At 61.4% G+C, this 13,323-nt stretch carries 13 protein-coding genes and 1 pseudogene; 8 read left to right on the top strand and 6 right to left on the bottom strand.

Annotated features, from left to right (window positions below; genetic code table 11):
* Positions 1-7: 7 nt before the first annotated feature.
* A complete protein-coding gene (locus tag LMH93_RS13875; RefSeq protein ID WP_004576255.1) occupies positions 8-1,033 on the bottom strand; it encodes an ABC transporter substrate-binding protein in 1,026 nt (341 codons plus the stop codon).
* 655 nt (positions 1,034-1,688) lie between these two features.
* Here LMH93_RS13875 and LMH93_RS13870 point away from each other — a divergent pair.
* Together LMH93_RS13870 and LMH93_RS13865 are read left to right on the top strand one after the other, a co-directional pair.
* Positions 1,689-2,495 carry a membrane protein gene (locus tag LMH93_RS13870; RefSeq protein WP_019751605.1) on the top strand — a complete coding sequence of 269 codons (807 nt, stop codon included), beginning with the start codon at positions 1,689-1,691 and terminating at the stop codon, positions 2,493-2,495.
* A gap of 465 nt (positions 2,496-2,960) precedes the next feature.
* Positions 2,961-3,947, top strand: coding sequence for a DNA-binding protein (locus LMH93_RS13865; RefSeq protein ID WP_004576245.1), 987 nt, complete (start codon positions 2,961-2,963; stop codon positions 3,945-3,947).
* A 122-nt stretch (positions 3,948-4,069) separates the two neighbouring features.
* Here LMH93_RS13865 and LMH93_RS13860 read toward each other — a convergent pair whose 3' ends face one another.
* Positions 4,070-4,321 (bottom strand): hypothetical protein, encoded by a 252-nt coding sequence (locus tag LMH93_RS13860; RefSeq protein WP_004374436.1) that lies wholly within the window; start codon positions 4,319-4,321, stop codon positions 4,070-4,072.
* 8 nt (positions 4,322-4,329) lie between these two features.
* Positions 4,330-4,830, bottom strand: a complete 501-nt coding sequence (locus LMH93_RS13855; protein ID WP_064614440.1) for a DUF4142 domain-containing protein — start codon at positions 4,828-4,830, stop codon at positions 4,330-4,332.
* A 153-nt stretch (positions 4,831-4,983) separates the two neighbouring features.
* On the opposite strand from LMH93_RS13855, the gene LMH93_RS13850 reads away from it, so the two are divergent.
* On the top strand, positions 4,984-6,552 hold the full coding sequence (locus tag LMH93_RS13850; RefSeq protein WP_054888316.1) for a sensor domain-containing diguanylate cyclase: 1,569 nt from the start codon (positions 4,984-4,986) through the stop codon (positions 6,550-6,552).
* Positions 6,553-6,595: 43 nt separating this feature from the next.
* Here LMH93_RS13850 and LMH93_RS13845 read toward each other — a convergent pair whose 3' ends face one another.
* Together LMH93_RS13845 and LMH93_RS13840 are read right to left on the bottom strand one after the other, a co-directional pair.
* The gene (locus LMH93_RS13845; RefSeq protein WP_185280338.1) at positions 6,596-7,099 is read right to left on the bottom strand and encodes a GNAT family N-acetyltransferase; all 504 of its coding nucleotides are present in this window, start codon (positions 7,097-7,099) and stop codon (positions 6,596-6,598) included.
* 17 nt (positions 7,100-7,116) lie between these two features.
* The gene (locus LMH93_RS13840; RefSeq protein WP_185280339.1) at positions 7,117-7,830 is read right to left on the bottom strand and encodes an MgtC/SapB family protein; all 714 of its coding nucleotides are present in this window, start codon (positions 7,828-7,830) and stop codon (positions 7,117-7,119) included.
* A 398-nt stretch (positions 7,831-8,228) separates the two neighbouring features.
* Between LMH93_RS13840 and LMH93_RS13835 the strand changes: the two genes are divergently transcribed.
* Entirely contained in the window at positions 8,229-8,696 is a 468-nt protein-coding gene (locus LMH93_RS13835) for a sterol desaturase family protein (protein WP_004374446.1), read from the top strand.
* A 43-nt stretch (positions 8,697-8,739) separates the two neighbouring features.
* Here the strand turns inward: LMH93_RS13835 and LMH93_RS13830 are convergent, their stop codons facing one another.
* On the bottom strand, positions 8,740-9,633 hold the full coding sequence (locus tag LMH93_RS13830) for a bile acid:sodium symporter family protein (RefSeq protein ID WP_004374448.1): 894 nt from the start codon (positions 9,631-9,633) through the stop codon (positions 8,740-8,742).
* Positions 9,634-9,817: 184 nt separating this feature from the next.
* Between LMH93_RS13830 and LMH93_RS13825 the strand changes: the two genes are divergently transcribed.
* The 4 genes and pseudogenes from LMH93_RS13825 to LMH93_RS13810 all read left to right on the top strand — a co-directional run.
* Positions 9,818-10,681, top strand: a complete 864-nt coding sequence (locus LMH93_RS13825) for a Dyp-type peroxidase (RefSeq protein ID WP_060537320.1) — start codon at positions 9,818-9,820, stop codon at positions 10,679-10,681.
* Positions 10,682-10,770: 89 nt separating this feature from the next.
* On the top strand, positions 10,771-11,682 hold the full coding sequence (locus LMH93_RS13820) for an aldo/keto reductase (protein ID WP_230064265.1): 912 nt from the start codon (positions 10,771-10,773) through the stop codon (positions 11,680-11,682).
* A 4-nt stretch (positions 11,683-11,686) separates the two neighbouring features.
* Entirely contained in the window at positions 11,687-12,970 is a 1,284-nt protein-coding gene (locus LMH93_RS13815; RefSeq protein WP_230064264.1) for an NTP/NDP exchange transporter, read from the top strand.
* 204 nt (positions 12,971-13,174) lie between these two features.
* Positions 13,175-13,300 (top strand): annotated as a pseudogene (locus tag LMH93_RS13810) (general stress protein); the annotation flags it as partial.
* Positions 13,301-13,323: the final 23 nt, after the last annotated feature.

Genomic DNA, 13,323 nt, shown 5'->3' with positions numbered 1-13,323 from the left:
AGGGTGTTCAGCGGCTGCCGACCTGTTCGGCCTCAGGGAGTACCTTCAGGTCTTGCACAAAGCGCGTGGTGTAAGCGTTGCGCCAAGGTGCGTCGGGACCGAGCAGACCCGCCTCGACCATGAAGTCGCGGGTTGCTTGCCAGCGGCTGTCCGTCATGGTGCCGATCCCCTGGGTTGCAGCCTCTCCACCGGTGACCAGGCGGTACTGCTTGAGGGTCGAGACGCCCCAGGCCAGCAGTTCATCGGTCATGTTGGGGTTGTCGCGCTTGATCAGTGCATTGCCGGCGCTGGGGTCATCCAGATAGCGCTTCCAACCCTCCATGGACGCGCGCACGAAACCTGCTACCCGCTCCGGGTGCTGAGCGATGATGTCTTGACGGGTGACCACGGTGGATCCGTAGGGTGGATAACCGGCATCTGCGAAGAGGAAAAAGTTAGGGGTCACGCCTGCCTTTATCGCCTGGAACAGTTCCGAGCTGGCATACGCCTGTTGTGTGGTTTGCGGGTCGGCTAGAAAGGGTTGCAGGTTGAAGGTGTAAGGCCGCGCCTGGTTGTCAGCCAATTGATATTTACCCTTCAGCCAAGGCCACCAGGTTTGCTGGCCCGAGGTGGACACCAGCACAGGCTTGCCGCCAAGCCCATCAAGTCCGCTGACGTCCGCGTGGGTCATCAACCCTTGCGGGTCTCCCTGGAAGGGCGCAGCCACTGCGACCACTGGCAGGCCTTGCTCGACACTTTTTAGAATCTGCAGGTCATAGTTGACGATGAAATCAGCTTGCTTGCTGACCAGCAGTTGCATGCCATTGACCTGTGGTCCCCCCATGCGGATGGACACATCCAGGCCTTCCTTTTCGTACAACCCATCGGCCAGTGCCTGGTAGAAGCCGCCCTGTTCGGCCTGAGCATACCAAGAGGTCAGCAACACGACTTTGTCGCCAGCGATCGCCAGCGGAGCGATCGTCAGCGTGGTGGGGAGCAACGCTGCTGCCAACAGCGAGCGTAGCGGGCGAGCCAAGGCCAAACGCGTTTTCATCATGTGTTCTTCACCCCGATTCAAAAACCACCGTGCGCCGGATAGCGCGACAGCGAAGGAGCCGGGCGGAGAGAACGTGGGAAGAGAATGAAGTCGCGAAGCAAAAGGGCGTGACCTGGCGACTGACATTGCTCTCTTGCCCGGGGCTGCCATAGCCTCGTTCAAACATCCGCTCGGATGTGCGCCCCGAAGGACGCAAGAGCAATGCCCCATGCCATGCCTGGCACTGACCGCTTCTACTCGCTGATACAAGAAGCCAGAAGCATGCCAATTTCATGAAGCCGCTGACTTTGCGGTGTAGCGACCCGCATCCGAGGGGGCCTGGACTGACGCGTGAGTTGAGAAGGTGCAGAACGTACCGATTGAGCACTAATAAAGTGCGCAATGTTCTGATGGGATGGTGTTCATTGATCCTGAGGATTGCTCACAATAAGCAAATTACGTGTATCCGATTAGTTGGCACGCGCCCTGCTTTGCGCTAACTCGAGTAGAAGCGGTCAGTGCCAAAAGTTGGCATGGGACATTGCTCTGGCGGCCTCGCGCCGCTCCCCCGGCAAGGGTGGCGCCTCGGCATGAGCCGGGGCCAGAGGAGAGGTCGTCCGCTGCTGCATACCCTTGCTGGCGAAAACCAACAATCACGACCCAAGGGATGCAAATGAAACCGAACGCTCTTTCCTGGCTGCTTCACAGCGTCGTCCCACTCTGCGCGCTGGCCACTGGCAGTGCCCAGGCGAATCCGCTGATGTGGAGCAACAACAGCCTCAGCTACCTCTACGGGCACGGTTATAAAGTCGATGGCACCGGCAACGATATCCAGCAAACCATCACCTTTGAGCACGCCAGTGGCTGGACCTGGGGCGACATGTTCTTGTTCGTCGATAACAAGTGGTCCAACGGCTTGTCCGGCAACGATGGCTATACCTATTACGGCGAGTTTTCACCGCGACTGTCGCTGGGCAAAATCAGTGGCCACCGTCTTAGCTATGGCATCGTCAAGGATGTGTTGATCGCTGCCACCTATGAGCGCGGAGAAGGGCGCAATCGAAAGTACCTGCTTGGGCCCGCTGTTGACCTGAACCTGCCTGGTTTTGATCGTTTTTCACTGAACACTTACTACCGCAAGCCCGATGGGATAACCGGCAAAGCGTCTGGACAGTGGCAGATCAACCCGACCTGGGCGATGACGATACCGCTCGGGCGCTCAGACATTTTGTTCGACGGTTATCTGGAGTGGTACGTCAATGATGTGGGCACGAAGGGTACCTCGAACTATGTAGCCAAGAGTTTCCACTTCAACCCCCAGATCAAGTACGACGTTGGTAAGGCGATGGGGCAAGCGCCGGCGCGTTTCTATGCGGGGATCGAGTGGGACTATTGGTCCGACAAATATGGCATCGAAGACAGCCACGGTTTTCCGACCGATCAGAACGCGTTGAGTGCATTGATCAAGGTGCATTTCTAGGCTCTGTACGAATGCAGATGTCGCAAACACCGCATGGACAAGCCAGCGAGATAACTGCGGCATAGCTTTTCGTAAGCCTGTCGAAGGGTGTCACGACCCGGTGGTTCCCTTCAGTCAGCCAGACATGCGCTCGATGATGTTGTGCTGTTGGTGCTTGGGCCGATCAAACAGTCTGGGTAAACCACGCTTTGGATTGCACTTCATTGAGCGCATGCGGGTGCCCATGTAGCGGCTCATTATCACCAACATGTCCGCTCGCCTGTATCAGAGCCTTCAGTTCGCGATTGTTCACAGATTCAGTCATGAGCGCTGCTGCGCCAGTTGAATCCAAGCGATTTTACCGCTCACATACGATAAGCCGTGATTATTCCACCTGAGGAAATGTTTGCAGGAGGGGTTTTCTATCGCCATAATCGGTACGTAATTACATGTTACATAACACAGTACAAAATCGTAGGAGCAAGCATGGCCCGTGGCGGCATCAACAAGGTGGTAGTGCAGCAGGCGCGTCAGGCACTGATCGCCCGGGGTGAGAACCCCAGCATCGATGCCATACGTATCGAATTGGGCAATACCGGCTCCAAAACCACGATTCACCGCTACCTGAAGGAACTGAACGGCCAGCAGCCGGTGGCTTCCGAAGGCGGGGTCGCGCTGAGTGATGTGCTGAGCCGCCTGGTTGGGCAACTGGCAACCCAGCTGCAGGACGAGGCCGACCTGAAGATCGAGCAGGCCGAGAGCACCTTCACGCAACAGCGCGAGACGCTGGAGGCGCAGCTGGAAATCGCCCAGCAGGCACTGGCTGCAGCGCACCAGCAACACAAGATCGATGCAGCGGCTTTGGCTGCAGAGACAGAAAAACTGTTGTCCACGCAGAGCACGCTGCAAGCCGAACAGCTGCGCAGTGCCAGCCTCAACCAGTCGCTGGGTGAGTTGCAGGTGCGCCTGGCTGACAAGGACGAGCAGGTCAAATCGTTGGAGGACAAGCACCGCCATGCCCGCGACGCCCTGGAGCACTACCGCAATGCCAGCCGTGAACAGCGTGAGCAGGAACAGCGCCGCCACGAAGCGCAGTTGCAGCAGATGCAGGTGGAATTACGCCAGATGCAGCAGGGCATGATCGTCAAGCAGGACGAACTTACCCGCTTGCACCGTGACAATGAGCGTTTGCTGGGAGAGCATCGTCAGGCGGCCAGTGAATGCCGGGCGCAGGATGAGTTGCTGGAACAACGCGATGCGCAGATCCAAGGCCTGCGCACGATCCTGGCCCAGGCACAAGGCGCCAGCGAAGAGATGCGCCGGCAGCTGGATGTGCAAGCCCAGAACCTTGAAACCAGGCGCGACGTGTGCGCCGAGCAGGCGCGGCAGTTGCAGTGGCTTGAGGAACAATTGAAGGCACGCGACGAGGCGCTGGCGCAGTGTCGAGCGCAGTTGGCCCCGCTCGCAGATTAATCAGACGTTTCCTGGCGGGTGGTTTCTTCCCTGTCTTTCCTGATTGCTGGCCTTTATCGCCGGCAAGCCATGTGCTATCCCTTGGGAACGGGCTTGCCGGCGACGGCCACAACAGGCAACGGTCAGCCTTCGGCGCGCCTGGCGGCCTCTACGCCCGCCGCCGACAGCTTGATCGGGTAGTGCACGCTGATCTGGTGATCACTGCTTACCGCCACGCTACCGTCGTGAATCAAACCGGCTTCCTGCAATGTCTTGAGCATGCCGGCCACCGCCTTTTCGCCGCGGTAGTTGTCCAGCACTTCCTTGCCTAGCCCTTCGGGGTGCGCATGCAGCAGACGGGTAAGTACTTCGGTCTTCAATGCATCGTTACTCATGTGGGGCCTCACTTGCCGTGCTTGGACTGAAGTGCCTTGGCATGCTTCAGATGCTGTTCGAGTTTGGGCAATGTTTCGCTGGCAAAGGCCTTCAGTTCAGCCTTGTCGGACGATGCAGCCTCCTTCTTGAACAGCTCCACCGCTTTTTCGTGAGCGTCTACCTGGTTGTTGAGGTACGACTTGTCGAAGGACTCATCGCGCCATTCCAGGATCATTTTCTTGACCTTGTCGGTCATGGCGGCCTCATCCGGCACGGAAATGTCCAGCTTGCGGGCAATGTCGCCGAGTTTCTGGTTGGCCTGAGTGTGGTCGGTGACCATTTGCTGGGCGAATGCCTTGATCTCGGCGTTCTGGCTTTTCTCCTGAGCCAGGTTGCCAGTCACCACTTCGGCAATGCCGGCTTCGGTGGCCGCATCAACGAAATCATCGGAAGTCGCGGCCATTGCGTGCACCGCTGCCAGGCCTAACACCATGGAAAAACCAACGCGTCTGATGAAGAGACTCTTCATGCTTCACTCCTTTAAACCGTGGCGCGACCTCAATGTCGCGTACGGTTGAGGGTTGAGGCGTGGCAAAGGTTTAATCTTTTTTGCCGCCGGTTCCGGCCGATCGACGCTGAACTATAGTGAAAGGCGGCGAACGCGGTATGGCCAGGGAATCCAATGTGCGCAGCCCGGAAACAGGATAACGATGGGGTTTTCGCCATCAGTGGCGAGGGGCGCGCGGTGCCGCTGTTCCGCCTGGTACTGGCGTTCATGCTGGTGGTGATGCTGGCATTCGTGCTGGTGGAAGGCTGGCGCATCTGGCGTGACTACCGTGTTGCCTATAACAACGCCGAGAACATGGTCAGCAACCTGGCTCGGGCCACGGCGCAGCACGCTGAAGACGCTATCCGCCAGGTCGACGCCATTACCGCGGCCTTGGCCGAGCGCCTGGAAGGCGATGGTTTCGATCACATCGACCGGCCGCGGTTGCATGCCTTGCTGGCGCAGCAAAAAAGCATCATGCCGCAGCTGCACGGGCTTTTCGTTTACGGCCCGGACGGCAGCTGGATCGTCACTGATCAGGCGGCCATCCCACCCAACGCCAATAACGCCGACCGGGACTACTTCGTCTATCACCGCAGCCATACCGACCCCGGTGTACGTATCGGTTCGGTGGTGCGCAGCCGCTCCACCGGCGACCTGATCATTCCTATTTCCAGGCGCCTGGAGTATGCCGACGGCCGCTTCGCCGGTGTACTGCTTGGCACCATCAAAGTGGCGTGGTTCGTGCGTTACTACGGCGACTTCAAGATCGACGAGCGCGGCGCGCTGGTGCTGGCCAAGCGCGACGGCACCCTGCTGGTACGGCGCCCGTTCGTGGAACAGGTGATAGGCCGAAGTCTTGCCAACAGTGAGATCTTCCGCAACCACTTGCCGTATGCCACAGAAGGGGTAGTGGAGGCGGTAGCGGTCGTCGATGGTACACCTCGGCTGTACGGCTACCGCGCGTTGTCCAGCTACCCGTTGGTCGTGGAGGCGGGGCTGTCGCGTGAATCCATTGTCGCGCCCTGGCGGTACGATGCGATCAAGTCGGTGGCGGTATTGCTGCTGTTGTTGGTAGGGCTGGCAGCGTTTGGCGGGGTGGTGCTGCGCCAACTGCGCGAGCGGATCGCCATCGAGCGGGCGCTGCTCCAGGCGCATCAGACGCTGAAAGCGTTGGCCTTGACCGACAGCCTTACCGGGCTGGGCAACCGTCGGCGGCTGGATGGGGTGTTCGAACCTGAGCTGCGCCGTGCACGGCGCCAAGGCTACCCCCTGGCGCTGGTGATGCTAGACCTGGATTACTTCAAGGCCTACAACGACCGCTACGGTCACCCGGCTGGCGACCAGTGCTTGCGACGCTTTGCCGAAGTGCTGCAGCAGGCCTTGAAACGGCCGGCCGATCTGGCGGTGCGCTATGGTGGGGAGGAGTTTACGCTGTTGCTGCCCGATACCGATGGCCGCGGGGCGGAACTGCTGGTGCAGGAGTTACAGCAGCTGGTGCGCCGACAGGCACTGGAACATGCCGCTAGCCCATTGGGGAGGGTATCGTTCAGTGCCGGGGTCGCGGTGGTCGACCTGGCGCGGGAGGGCGTCACTGCCGAGGCGCTGGTCGCGGCGGCGGACAGGGCGTTGTACCAGGCCAAACAGCAGGGGCGGGACGGGTATTGCGTGGCGGGTAGTGTGGCGGCGGGGCAGGGTTGCTGACCTGGATGGAGATTGCGCAGGCGCCATGCGTCGCGATGAAACGCTAAAGCCCCAGGCGCATTGCACAACGCCCACTGAGACCGTGAGCATGCTCGCTCGCGAGGATGCTTTGGAGTCGTTCGCAAAGCCGGCTTTCCTGAAGCATCTCGAACCCGAAACGTGCATAGAACGGCGCATTCCAAGGCACATCCACAAAGGTGGTCAGCGTCAGCTCGCGTACACCGGCGCTGCGGCCTGCATCGACCACTTGCTGCAGCAACCGGCGCCCGACACCTTGCCCTTGGGCCTCCTGGCGCACCGATATCTCATGAAGGTGCAATGCCTGATCCGCCAGCCGGGCGCAGGCAAAACCCACAATGCGCCCAGCCGGGTCCTGCGCCACCCAACTACCACCTGCCTCGACGAAAGCCCTGTGCGCCGCGCAATCCATGACTTCGCCTTGCGCTAGCCAGGCCAGTGCCGGCCAACTGACAAAAGCCTGGGCTGCCGAGCGCTCGACGTCCGGCAGCGACGTGATGTCCCGGTCAAGGGTAGGGCGGATAAGCATGAGTCACTCCTGTCGTTCTAATCCGTCGCCAGCACCTGCGGCTGTAATTGCCAGCGCACCGAGCTTACACCTTTCTCCAGGCTGACCCTGCTGACCAGGCGCTCCAATTGCGCCGATGCCTGCGCGGTGCCCAATAGCTCGGCGCGCACTTCCAGGCGCGCAGGGTTGTCCAGGTCCTGGCTCTGCAACGACTGCAGGCGCAGTTGTGGGTCGCCCAGGCTATGCAACATCAGGCTACGCACCTGGATCTCATCCTCGCCGCGGCAGACGATGCGGACTTCGAAATGCTGTTCCACCTCGCTGGCCGGCACTACATCCTGACGGTCGAGGCGCTGGGCGATATCACGCAACAAGATGTTGGCGCAGAGCACCACCAGGCTACCCAGTGCCGCCTCCATCATCAGCCCGAGGCTGCACAGCACGCCGACCGCAGCCGTGCACCACAAGGTGGCCGCGGTGTTCAGGCCACGTACATTGAAACCATCGCGCATGATGACACCACCGCCGAGAAAGCCGATGCCCGACACCACATAGGCTGCGACGCGCGACGCATCGGCAGGCGCCATGCCTGGCACCGCCTGGGTCATCAATACGAACAGGCAGGCACCGGTACTGACCAGCGCATTGGTGCGCAGCCCAGTCAGGCGTTGGCGCAATTGCCGCTCGGCACCGATCAGCGCCCCCAGCACCAGGGCAATGCTGACGCGCAGCAGAAATACTTTCCAATCCATAGCAAACCTCTTCCGCAGGCACACGCCCGCATGAACGCCATCAGTTGGCGCGGTTGAAATAACCAGAAAATTGCGCAGGACCACGAGGAGGGAAGGAGAAGCGGGGGTTACAGGAAACCACCGTCTTGCCAGCACGGCCAGACAGTGCAGAACACTGCCGGGCTAGCGCGCCACGCGGGCCTGTCGCAAGCGACTGGGGCTACTGTCCAAGGCAGGTCTCCTGTTGAGGAAGGCAAAATTGCGTCGCGGACCATACGCCGCAGGGCAGAGCAGGTCAAGGGCAAACACATGACAATGGCTTCATCCGTGAACGGCCTGCTGCCGGTCACGCCCACATGGAAAAAACCCTGGGCAGCCGGTAACCTTGCGCCTTCCTTTGCCATCACCCGGACCGTTCCATGCTGTTCAATCTCGCCATATTGTTCGGCACCCTGGTGGCCATGGAGGGCGTTGGTACGCTGGCTCACAAGTACATCATGCATGGCTGGGGCTGGTGGCTGCACCGATCGCACCATGAGCCACACCTGGGCATGCTCGAAACCAACGACCTGTACCTGGTGGCCCTGGGGCTGATCGCCACGGCGCTGGTGGCGCTGGGCAAAAGTGGTTATGCGCCTTTGCAGTGGGTAGGCGGTGGTGTGGCAGGGTATGGCGCACTGTATGTACTGGCCCACGACGGTTTCTTTCACCGGCATTGGCCGCGCAAGCCGCGGCCGGTCAACCGCTACCTGAAACGCCTGCACCGCGCACACCGCCTGCACCATGCGGTGAAGGGGCGCACGGGGAGCGTGTCGTTCGGGTTCTTCTATGCGCCGCCGCTGAAGGTGTTGAAGCAGCAACTGCGCAGCAGGCGCAGCCAATCGTGACGCATCCCTGGCACGCCCGGCACCTGCCGGGCATTGGGTGACGTCAGTTCACGGTTTCACCCTTGGGCTCTGCCGCCACATGCCCGCGGCTCACCCACCAGCCAAACCCGGCCGCGGTAAAGAACATGATCAAGCTGTACAACGCAGCCGGCACCGCCATGGTCGCGTTGTTCAGCAGCGAAGGGCTCAACGCCAGGGCAATCGCCAAGGTCCCGTTATGGATGCCAATTTCCATACCAATGGCAATCGCCTGGCGCTTGGGAATGCTCAACAGCCGCGGCACCCAATAGCCCACCGTCAGGCTCAGCAAGTTGAACAGCAGCGCCGCCAGGCCCACCACCGGTGCGTACTCGACCACTGTCTGCCAGTCCTTGGCCAGTGCCAGGACGATGGTGAAGGCCAGGAACAGCGCAGCCACCAGCTTCATCGGCTTTTCCATGCGCGCAGCGAACGCCGGGGCAAAATGGCGAATCAGCATGCCCAGCGCCACCGGCAGCAAGACGATGGCGAACACCTGCATGACCTTGGCGAACTGCAGTGGAATAGCCTGGTCCGAGGCCATGAACCAACTCAGCGACAGGTTCACCAGCAACGGCATGGTCAGGATCGCGATCAGTGAGTTGACCGCCGTCAGGGTGATGTTCAACGCCACGTCACCGTGGGCCAGATGGCTGAACAGGTTGGCCGTGGTACCGCCCGGCGAAGCAGCCAGCAGCATCAACCCCACTGCCAGGGCAGATTCCAGGCCAAAGCCGTTGGCGATCAGGAAGCACACCAGCGGCAACAGCAGGATCTGGCACACCAGGCCCACCACCACGGGCTTTGGGTACTTCACCACGCGAGCGAAGTCAGCCAGGGTCAGCGACAACCCAAGGCCAAGCATGATGATGCCCAGTGCAAGCGGCAGAAACGCAGTGAGCAGGGGCGAGGCGGTCATGAGGGAGATCTCGGGCGAAGGATCTGAAGCAGTGTAGGTCGGCCTTGATTGATAGCTAATTGCAAAGGGCCAGCTCTTGGTAACCGTTTGTTACTACGCGCAGCGGCTGGCGAGGCTGCATGCCGCATTGCAGCAGGCATGCAGGCGAAGTAGCATTCCGTTTTTACCTTAGGATTAGCCTGATATGCCGTTCCAGCAAGGTCTGCTTGCCACCCCGGTGCCGGCCCACGCCCGTCACCTGTTCTTCACCCTGCAGTCGCCCGAGGCGTTGCCTGCCGCGCTGGATGCCTTGCTGCCGCAGGTCGATGGCAAACAGTTGCTGCTGGGCGTAGGCGCCCCCCTGGCCAAGGCCCTGGGCCGGGAAATACCAGGCCTGCGCCCGTTCCCGCTGCTGGATGCTGCGGTGGAGAACCCCAGCACCCAACACGCCCTGTGGCTGTGGCTGCGTGGCGACGAACGTGGCGACCTGCTGCTGCGCGCCCAGGCCCTGGAGCAGGCGCTGGCTCCCGCGCTGGGCCTGGCCGACAGCGTTGATGGCTTCCTGCACCGGGGCGGCCATGACCTTACCGGTTATGAAGACGGCACCGAAAACCCGGTAGACGAAGAGGCGGTGCAAGCGGCCATTGCCGCAGATGGCGCCAGCTTTGCCGCGTTCCAGCTGTGGAAGCACGACCTGCAATACTTCAAGTCGCTGCCCCAGGCTGACCAGGACAACATCATCGGCCGTCGCTTGAGCGATAACGAGGAACTCGACGACGCTCCCGAGTCCGCGCACGTCAAGCGCACCGCCCAGGAAAGCTTTGAACCCGAGGCGTTCATGGTCCGTCGCTCGGTAGCCTGGGCCGACCAACGCGGCGCCGGCCTGGCCTTTGTCGCGCTGGGCAAGAGTTTCGAGGCATTCGAAGTGCAGCTGCGGCGCATGAGTGGCCTGGAAGACGGCATCATCGACGGGCTGTACCGCTTTAGCCGCCCGCTGACGGGGGGCTACTACTGGTGCCCGCCAATGAGCGAGACGGGTGTCGATCTGAGCTCCTTGCTGCGGGCCTGATCTCTAAACATCCAGATACAGAAACACCCGCAGGCAAGGGACAGAGCGGCTAGGCTTGAAAATTTCCGATTCATGACGGGGGATTTTCCATGTACGCACGTCGTGAAGTCCTACGCGCAGGTGCAACATTGGGGTTGCTGGCCGCCGCCAGCCCTTGGCTGCACGCTGCCGTGCCGGCGGGTTTGCTGGCCCGTAAAGTCCCGTCCACCGGTGAAGCGTTGCCGGTGATCGGTGCCGGTACTTCGGGCAGTTTCGAGGTAGAAAGCGGTTCGCCCCAATACCTTCAGCTCAAAACGGTGCTGAAGGCATTTTTCGAAGGCGGCGGCCGGGTGATCGACACCTCGCCCAACTACGGGGGCGCCGACAGCATTCTCGGCCAGTTGCTGGAAGAGGGCGGCTGGCACCGCCAGTGCTTCCTTGCCACCAAGATCGCCGCCAATAGCCGGGCTGAAGCACAAGCGCAGTGGGCCGGCAGCCTCAAGAGCCTGCGCACCGACAAGGTCGACTTGCTGCAGATTCACAACCTGCGCGACTGGCAGACCCAGCTGCCTTATGCCCGCGAGCTGAAGCAGCAGGGTGGGACGCGTTATGTCGGCATCACCCATTACCTGAACAGTGGCCACGACGACGTCGCCCGTATCGTGCGCAGCGAGCCGCTGGACTTCATCCAGATCAACTACTCGGTCAACGCGCCGGACGCTGCCCGGGAACTGCTGCCGCTGTGCCAGGACAAGGGCGTTGCGGTGTTGATCAATCGGGCCTTCGACGATGGCCGGCTGTTCGCCCGGGTCAAAGGCCAGGCCTTGCCGGGCTGGGCTGCCGAAGCAGGCATCGGCAGCTGGGCACAGCTGTTTCTCAAGTTCGCCATCAGCCACCCGGCAGTGACCACGGTCATACCCGCTACCAGTCGACCTGACCGCCAGCTCGATCAGCTCAAGGCCGGGCATGAGCCAATGCTCACCCAAGCGCAGCAACAGGCGCTGATCACACAGTTTGCCTGACACCATGCAAGCCTGGCGGCGGCGCCTGGACCAAGGGCTGAACATTCAGCCTGGTGAGGGGCCGGCGGTCATCGCCGGCTTGCTGCTGTTCTACCTCCTGTTCACCGGTTACTTCATGCTGCGCCCGGTGCGCGAAACCCTGGGCGTTGCCGGTGGCGTGGAAAACCTGCAGTGGCTGTTCACCGGCACCTTCATTGCCACGTTGGCGTGCCTGCCGCTGTTTGGCTGGCTGGCATCCAGGGTGCAGCGCAGGCATATCCTGCCTTGGACTTATGGTTTTTTCGCCAGCAACCTGTTGCTGTTCGCGGCACTGTTGGCCGGTAACCCTGACGATCTCTGGACCGCTCGGGCGTTCTATATCTGGCTGTCGGTGTTCAATTTGCTGACGATCTCGCTGGCCTGGAGCGTGCTCGCCGATCTGTTTTCCACCGCCCAAGGCAAGCGGCTGTTCGGTCTGCTGGCAGCCGGGGCCAGCCTGGGCGGGCTCAGTGGCCCCGTGCTTGGCACGTTGCTGGTGGCGCCGCTCGGCCATGCCGGGTTGCTGGTGCTGGCGGCGGTATTTCTGCTGGGCAGTATCGGCGCAACACTGTTCCTGCAACGCTGGCGAGCACGCCAACCTATTGCGATGCAAACCAAACACCAGGACGCGCGGCCACTGGGTGGCAACCCGTTTACCGGCGCCACCGCCGTCCTGCGCTCGCCCTATCTGCTAGGCATCGCTTTGTTCGTGGTATTGCTGGCCAGCGTCAGCACATTCCTGTACTTCGAGCAGGCGCGTATTATCAGCGAAACCTTCACTGACCGCACCCGGCAGACACAGGTGTTCGGCCTGATCGACACGGTTGTGCAGGCCCTGGCCATCCTCACCCAGGTCTTTCTTACCGGGCGTCTGGCCCGTCGGCTGGGTGTCGGTGTGTTGCTGGTTACAGTGCCGCTGATAATGGCTGCCGGCTTCTTGTGGCTGGCACTGGCCCCGGTGTTTGCCCTGTTCGTGGTGGTGATGGTGGTGCGCCGGGCAGGTGAATACGCACTGGTGCGGCCAGGGCGGGAGATGCTGTTCACCGTGCTGCCCGCCGAGGACAAGTACAAAGCCAAGAACTTCATAGACACGGTGGTCTACCGTGGCGGCGATGCGCTGAGCGGCTGGGTCAAGCGTGGGTTGGACGTCATGGGCGAGCACCCGCAATTGGCGATGCTGATCGGCGCGCTGCTTGCCGTGGGTTGGGCCGCGACGGGTGGCTGGCTGGGCCGGCGCCAGGCGCGCATGGATCGCCCGCCGCACCACTGACACGCGCACCAAATACGGCGATGCCGCTTATTTAACGCCACCGGTCCGAACCTCTCGTAATAAAGCGAATCTGCCGATATCGCCGAACTCCGAATCTGTGTACGGCATCTTGCCGTGCATTCCGAAGTCATATGAGGTTTGAACACCATGGCCACTAAAGACAACAGCCGCACCGGCAATCAACAAGGCAGCCAAGGCGGTAACAAGAACCCGGGCAATTTCGCCAATGACCGTGAAAAAGCTTCCGAAGCCGGTCGCAAGGGCGGCCAGTCCTCGGGCGGCAACATGCCCCACGACCGCGAGTCGGGCCACAAGGGCGGCCGTTCGTAACTGACCGACGCGCAGTGCCGGGG

It is taken from the genome of Pseudomonas sp. CIP-10, assembly GCF_020911845.1.
Taxonomy (GTDB): Bacteria; Pseudomonadota; Gammaproteobacteria; order Pseudomonadales; family Pseudomonadaceae; genus Aquipseudomonas; species Aquipseudomonas alloputida.
Note: the sequence above shows the minus strand (reverse complement) of the source record. Positions and strands in the feature narration are given on the sequence as shown.